Origin of the sequence: Dactylosporangium sp. NPDC050688 (assembly GCF_040654515.1) — a bacterium.
Classification (GTDB): domain Bacteria; phylum Actinomycetota; class Actinomycetes; order Mycobacteriales; family Micromonosporaceae; genus Dactylosporangium.
Genome location: NZ_JBFAIC010000007.1, coordinates 38,769 through 45,102, shown reverse-complemented (window position 1 = coordinate 45,102; position 6,334 = coordinate 38,769). Strand labels below are relative to the sequence as shown.

The 6,334-nt window shown below is 75.2% G+C and carries 6 protein-coding genes; 1 reads left to right on the top strand and 5 read right to left on the bottom strand.

The window, feature by feature from the left end; genetic code table 11:
* The 3 genes from AB0H83_RS09210 to AB0H83_RS09200 form a co-directional block, all read right to left on the bottom strand.
* Positions 1–1,150: helix-turn-helix domain-containing protein (locus AB0H83_RS09210; RefSeq protein WP_360089448.1), on the bottom strand; the 1,150-nt coding region annotated here is incomplete at its 3' end.
* Positions 1,151–1,266: 116 nt separating this feature from the next.
* Positions 1,267–2,238, bottom strand: coding sequence for a cellulose binding domain-containing protein (locus AB0H83_RS09205; protein ID WP_360089445.1), 972 nt, complete (start codon positions 2,236–2,238; stop codon positions 1,267–1,269).
* Between the two features lie 113 nt (positions 2,239–2,351).
* Complete coding sequence (locus AB0H83_RS09200) at positions 2,352–3,542, bottom strand: M20 family metallopeptidase (protein ID WP_360089442.1); 1,191 nt, start codon at positions 3,540–3,542, stop codon at positions 2,352–2,354.
* A 92-nt stretch (positions 3,543–3,634) separates the two neighbouring features.
* Between AB0H83_RS09200 and AB0H83_RS09195 the strand changes: the two genes are divergently transcribed.
* On the top strand, positions 3,635–4,264 hold the full coding sequence (locus AB0H83_RS09195) for an MgtC/SapB family protein (protein ID WP_360089440.1): 630 nt from the start codon (positions 3,635–3,637) through the stop codon (positions 4,262–4,264).
* 80 nt (positions 4,265–4,344) lie between these two features.
* Here the strand turns inward: AB0H83_RS09195 and AB0H83_RS09190 are convergent, their stop codons facing one another.
* Together AB0H83_RS09190 and AB0H83_RS09185 are read right to left on the bottom strand one after the other, a co-directional pair.
* Complete coding sequence (locus AB0H83_RS09190) at positions 4,345–5,616, bottom strand: Ig-like domain-containing protein (RefSeq protein WP_360089437.1); 1,272 nt, start codon at positions 5,614–5,616, stop codon at positions 4,345–4,347.
* Positions 5,617–5,785: 169 nt separating this feature from the next.
* A complete protein-coding gene (locus AB0H83_RS09185) occupies positions 5,786–6,058 on the bottom strand; it encodes a hypothetical protein (protein ID WP_360089434.1) in 273 nt (90 codons plus the stop codon).
* Positions 6,059–6,334: the final 276 nt, after the last annotated feature.

Below are 6,334 nucleotides of genomic sequence, written 5' to 3'. Positions count from 1 at the left end.
GGTCGCCGGCGGCCGGCGAGCCGCCGCCGGGGGAGCCGCCGCCTGGGGAGCCGCCGCCGGGTGGGCCGGTGCGGGGCGACTCCGGGAGCCGGGTGGCGGCGACCCGCAGCGCCAGCGGCAGTCCCGCGCACCGGCGCGCGAGCAGGTCCACGGTGCCGGCGTCCGCGCCCGGGCCGGTCAGCCGCCGCAGCAGCGCCCGGGAGTCGGCCCGGTCCAGGCGGCTCAGGTGGACGGGGTGCGCGCCGTCGCGGGCCACCAGGCCGCCGAGCGCGTCGCGGCTGGTCACCACGACCATGCCGGGGCCGGTGCCGGGCAGCAGCGGCCGTACCTGGTCGGCGGAGGAGGCGTTGTCGAGCAGGACCAGCAGCCGCCGCCCGGCGACCTCGGTGCGGTAGCGGGCCGCCCGTTCAGCGGTGGTCGCGGGGATGCCGGACGCGGGCACGCCGAGGCCGCGCAGGAACCCGGCGAGCGCGTCGCCGGGGTCGGCGGGCTGCTGCGGGTCGTATCCGCGCAGGTCGACGTGGAGCTGTCCGTCGGGGAACCGGCCGGCGATCCGGTGCGCCCAGTGCACCGCGAGCGCGGTCTTGCCCACCCCGGCGGTGCCGGTGATCAGCACGACCCGCGGCGCCCCGTGCCCCGGCGTCCCGCCGAGGCCGGCGTTGGAGCCGGCGTCAAAGCCGGCGCGGGGGTTGGCGTCAAAGCCGGCGTCAAAGCCGGCGCGGAGGTCGGTGTCGAAGCCGGCGCCGAGGAGGGCGTCGAGGGCGGCGAGCGGCGCGGTCCGGCCGGTGAACGCGGGCACGTCCGCCGGCAGCTGCCGCGGCACGGTCAACGCAGCGGCGGGCGCCGGCGGCGGTGCGGCCGCGGGCCGTCGGTGCTCCTCGACCCGGTCGCGGGCGGTCGCCAGCGCGCCCTGCTCGGCCGGTGACGCGCCGAGCAGCCGGATCAGTACGTCGAACCGGTCCGTCGGCGGCAGCACCCGCCCGGCCAGGTACCCGCCGATGATCCCGTGCGACCAGCCGGTGGCGGCGGCCAGCTCCCGGTAGGTGAGCTCGGCGCCGCCCCGGCGGCGGGCGTCGCGGCGGCGCAGCTCCCGCAGCAGCCGCGCCAGGTCGGCGGTGCCGCGGACGTCCGCGACCGCGCCCGGCGCCAAAAAAGCGTCGGGCGGGCCGGTGCGGGCGCGGGTGTCGATGGGGGCAGGGTAGGCCGGGCGCGGCCGCGGTGCGCGGGGCCGCCGGGCGGGCGCACCCCGCGCACCAGGTCACGGCGTCAGGCCGCGGTGCACGGGATGCCGTTGAGCGTGAAACTCTCCGGCAGGGTGTACGGGGTGGCCGTGCCGATGAAGCCGGGGCTCGCGCTGTAACCGGGGGTGATCGTGCCGCCCCACGCCGGCGGGCTGATCGTGCCGGTGCTGCCGGCGCGGGTCACGACGCCGCCGAACGTGTTGGTGATGGACGCCGTCGCCGGCAGGGTGAAGCCGACGGCCCAGCCGCTGACCGGCGCGGTGGTCGTGTTGGTGATCGTGACGGAGACCTGGAAGCCGGGGTTGAACTGGATGATCTGCACCCGGCAGGTCGGGGTGGCGGTGATGGCGAGGGTGGTGACGGTGACCGGCGCGGACCGGGCGGAGAGGTTGCCGCGCGCGTCGAAGGCGAGGACACCGTACGTGTACGAGGTGCCCGGCGTCAGAGCGGTGATCCGCTGGAACCGGCTGAACGCGTCGACGGTGCGGATCGTGGTCCAGGCACCGCCGACCAGCTGCTGCAGGTGGTACCCGGTGACCTGGACATTGTCGGTGGACTCGCCCCAGACCAGCGACGCCGCCGTGGTGGTGACGCTGCTGGACAGCGGGGTGCCGGGCGCCGTCGGCGCGATGGTGTCGGGGCCGGGCAGCGTCGTGAACGTGATCGGCGCCGACGGCGGGCTGGCCGCGTACCCGGAGGTCTCCGACGGCAGCGAGTACACCCGGAACGTGTACGCCGTGCCGGGCTGCAGGCCGGTGAGGGCGAGGCTGCCGTAGGCCCCGCGGGCGTACTCGGTCCAGGCGCCGCCGACGTTGCGCTGCACGACGTCCTGGAAGGTCAGCGGGTCATGCGACCACCACAGGTCGGCGCCGGTGTCCGAGACGTGCACGGCCTGCACGCCGGTCGGGGCCTGCAGGGTGGTGTCCGCGTGGGCGGGTGCCGGGGCGAGCGCCAGCACCCCGGCGGTGAGCAGCGCGAGGGAGCGGATCAGTCTCATGGAGGGCCTTTCGATGCGGGGTCACGCCGCCCCCATGGTCGGCGCCGCCCGCGCTCCCGGCCCTCGATCCTGGACGGCGGTGGACGCCGTTGGACAGGACGAGCCGGCCGGCGTCAGGCCGCCGCGCCGTGCCGCAGCGCCAGCTCGGCGAGCATGACGGCGCCGTCGACGAGGACCCCGTCGTCGAACATGGCCCGCGGCGCGTGGTTGTTGGGCAGCCCCACGTGGTCGTCGGCGACGGCCGCACCGAGGAACAGGTACGCGCCCGGCACCCGCTCCAGCACCCGGGAGAAGTCCTCCGACCCGGGGTCCGGATGCGCCATCCGGCGGAACCGGTCGGCGCCGAACACGTCGGCGGCGGTGGACGCCACCAGGTCGTAGCCGGCGTCGTGGTTGACGGTCACCGGGTACTCCTCCTCGAAGCGCACCTCCGCCCGCAGCCCGTGCGCGGCCGCGATCCCTTCGCACAGCCGCACCGTCTCGCGGGCCATGGTGCGGGCCGCCGCGGCGGAGAACGTGCGTACGGTGGCCTCGAAGACCGCCTCGTCGGGGATGATGGTGCGCCGGGTGCCGGCGTGGAACGCCCCGACGGTGAGCACCACCGGCTCGAACGGGCTGATGTGCCGGCCCACCATGGCGTGCAGTGCCGTCACCATCTCGCACGCGGCCGGGATCGGGTCGAGGGCGTCGTGCGGCGCCGACCCGTGCCCGCCCTCGCCGACGACCTTCACGAACAGGCCCGCTGAGGCCGACATGAGCGGCCCGGGGCGGCAGGCGAACACGCCCTGCGGGAAGTCGGTCGCCAGCACGTGCAGGCCGTAGGCCGCCTCGACGGGCCGGCCGGCCGCGTCCAGGACGCCCTCGCGGAGCATCAGCCCGGCGCCGTCGTAGCCCTCCTCACCGGGCTGGAACATGAAGACCACGTCGCCGGCGAGCTCGCCGCGCCGGGCCGCGAGCAGCCGCGCCGCGCCGACCAGCCCGGCGGTGTGCAGGTCGTGCCCGCAGGCGTGCATCACCCCGTCGACCCGCGACGCGTACGGCAGCCCGGTCAGCTCGGTCACCGGCAGCGCGTCCATGTCGCCGCGCAGCAGCACCACCGGCCCCGGCCGGTCGCCGCGCAGCACCGCGGTCACCGACGACAGCGCTTCGCCGGTGCGCACCTCCAGCGGCAGCCCGTCCAGGGCCTCCAGGACCCGCGCCTGCGTGGCGGGCAGGTGCAGCCCGATCTCCGGCTCCTGGTGCAGCTCCCGGCGCAGCCGCACCAGATCGTCCCGCAGCAGCTCGCCGTCCTCGCGCAGACTCATCCGGCCACGGTACGCGAGGCGCTTGCGGCGGGTGTCGCACCGGAACCGATCCACGAGTGGCGGGGCGGGCCGCCGGGCGGTATGAGTTTGCGATGGACTGGACCATCATCCCCACGCTGCTGATCGCCATCCTCCTCGGTGCCGTCGTCGGCCTGGAGCGGGAGATGGGCGCCCAGCCCGCCGGCCTGCGCACCCACATGCTCGTCGCGGCCGGCGCGGCCCTGTTCACCATCGCCGGCAAGGAGGTCGGCACCGACCCGACCCGCATCGCCGCGCAGGTCGTCACCGGCATCGGCTTCCTCGGCGCCGGCGCCATCTTCAAGGAGGGCGTGAACATCAGCGGCCTGACCACCGCCGCGTCGCTGTGGGTCACCGCCGCGATCGGCCTGGCGACCGGGCTGCGGCTGTTCTGGGCGGCCGGCGCCGTCACCGTCATCGCGCTCGCCGCGCTGTGGCTGTTCAAGGTCGCCGAGGCCAACTGGCTGCCGGACCGGCACCGCATCCAGGTGACGCTGACCTTGGCCCCGGACTTCCCGCTCGACGTGGTGGAGCGGGAGGCCCTCACGGCCCTGCCGAGCGCGCACGTGCTGCGCGTCGACTACGCCGGGCACGACCAGTCGATCGTGCTCACCGCCCGCGGCGACAACAACACGTCACTGCCGGCGATCGCGGAGACCCTGCGGCTGCTGGACGGCGTGCAGGGGGTCGAGATCGCCCGGTGACGCCGCCGGGGTCCGCCCGGGGTGGCGCGGCGCCGGCAACCGATGCTCCGGCCGCCGGTGCCGCGCCGCCCCGGTGAGGCTCAGCTCGCTGACGGCGACGGCGACGCCGACGAGGAAGGACCGGTGGTGGCCGGGACGTACGGCACCGCGCTGCCCTTCACGTACTGCTCCCAGCTGGTCGACCAGTCGGTCCAGCCGTTGCCCCACTTCACCTGCTCCTCGGTGCCCTTGATGATGACCGGGTCGCCGATGCGGGTCTGCTTCCACAGCCACTCGGCGTGGTCCGGGGCGATGTTGGTGCAGCCGTGGGACACGTTGCGCTTGCCCTGGTCGTTGACCGACCACGGGGCCGAGTGGATGTACTCGCCGTCCCAGGTGAGACGCTGCGGCCAGTACACCTTCGTGCGGTATCCGGCGGCGGAGTCGGCCGGCACGCCGTAGGTGGACGAGTCGAACCACTCCCACTCGTTCTTGATCATGACGATGAAGTTGCCGCTGGCCGACGGGTTCTTCGGCCGGCCCAGGCTGACCGGGATGGTGCGCAGCAGCTGGCCGTCCTGGGTGACGGTCATCTGCTTGGTCGCGTTGTCGACCTCCATCACGAACTTCGGCCCGACCGTGGCGGTGACGGCGACGTCGCGCTCGCCCCACCACTTGCCGTCCAGGTTCGTGCCGCCGGTGCGGGCGTTGACGGTGAGCTTGGTGCCCGGCTGCCAGTACTCCTTGGGCCGGAAGTGCAGCTCCTTGCCGGTGAACCAGTTGAACGCGCCCTCCTGCGGCGGGTCGCTGGTCACCTGGATGCGCTGCTGCACCGCGGCGCGCTGCTCCTTCGCCACGTCGACGCCGAAGGTGATGATCACCGGCATGCCGACGCCGACGACCTGCTTGTCGTTGATGATGCTGGTGATCTTGCCGAGCTTGGCGGGCTTGGCCATGGTGGTGAAGGTCGTGGTCGCCGTCGTCGGCTTGCCGTCGGTCGACGTGGCGATGACGGTGGCCGTGTACTTGGTGGAGTACTTCAGCTGCGCCGCCGGCTGCCAGCCCTTGCCGTCGGCGCGGGCCGCCCCGGTCACCTCCGCCCCGGCCGCGTCGGTCAGCTTGACCGTCACGCCGGCGGCGTTGGTGGCGGTGTAGCCGAGGTCCAGGGCGGTGGGCACGTTGGCCGCGCCGTCGGCGGGGCCGCTGATCGCGAGCTCCACCGGCAGCGCCGGCGCCGCCGGGCTCGCCGTCGGCGTGCCGTTGGCCGCGCCGGTGTTGGACGGGGACTCGCCGGTGCAGGCCGTCAGCAGCAGCGCCGCCGCGACGGTCAGGGCGACGGCCGGCCGCACGAGGCGGCGGACGGGCGTGCGCACAGGTGGTGTATCGGTCATCGAGGTGTTCGCCATCCGGGTCGGTGGGTCGCCGGACGGGTCCGGCGAGGCTGGTCGGGTCGGTGCGGGTGGCGCCGCTCGGGCGCCGCTGAGGTCGTACGGGTGACGTCGTGCGCGCGGCCGAGGTTGCACGGCCGGCGGGTGCCGCGCCTCAGTGCCGCCAGACCTGCAGCTGCGCCAGTGACGGCCTCGACGGGGGGCGGTCGGTGGGGCGGCGGTGTCCGGGCGCGGCCGCGGGACCGTCCGCCGGGTAGCCGGTGCCGGTGTCGTCCTGGCCGATGCCGGACGGGTGCAGCCGGCCCGCGGTGCCGTGGTCGCCGCCGTGGTCGCAGCGCGCGGGCCCGCCGGGGCTGCCGATGTACGCGCAGGCGGGCTCGGCCCGATCGGTCTGCCCCGCCTGCCCGGCTTGCCCTGCTTGCACCACTTGCCCTGCATGCCCGGCTTGCCCAGTACCGGCTGGGCGCTGCGCGGCGCCCATGCCCTGGACGACGCGCGCCGGGGCGCCGACGGCGAGCCAGCTCACCACGAGTGCCAGCAGCAGGACGGACAGCGACCGCCGGGGGTGCGGTGCCCGAACGGCTCGTGCGACCGGACCCCAGTGCACGACTGCTCCCCCTACGCTGCCCCGTTGCTCCCCGTGAGGCTACCCGCCCAGTTCACCCCGGCGACGGCCGGGATCCGCGCCTGCGATGCACCGTAT

Coding starts and splice junctions, on each gene's coding strand:
- AB0H83_RS09205 (WP_360089445.1), bottom strand. CDS start 2,238: ATGAGACTGATCCGCTCCCTCGCGCTGCTCACCGCCGGGGTGCTGGCG.
- AB0H83_RS09200 (WP_360089442.1), bottom strand. CDS start 3,542: ATGAGTCTGCGCGAGGACGGCGAGCTGCTGCGGGACGATCTGGTGCGG.
- AB0H83_RS09195 (WP_360089440.1), top strand. CDS start 3,635: ATGGACTGGACCATCATCCCCACGCTGCTGATCGCCATCCTCCTCGGT.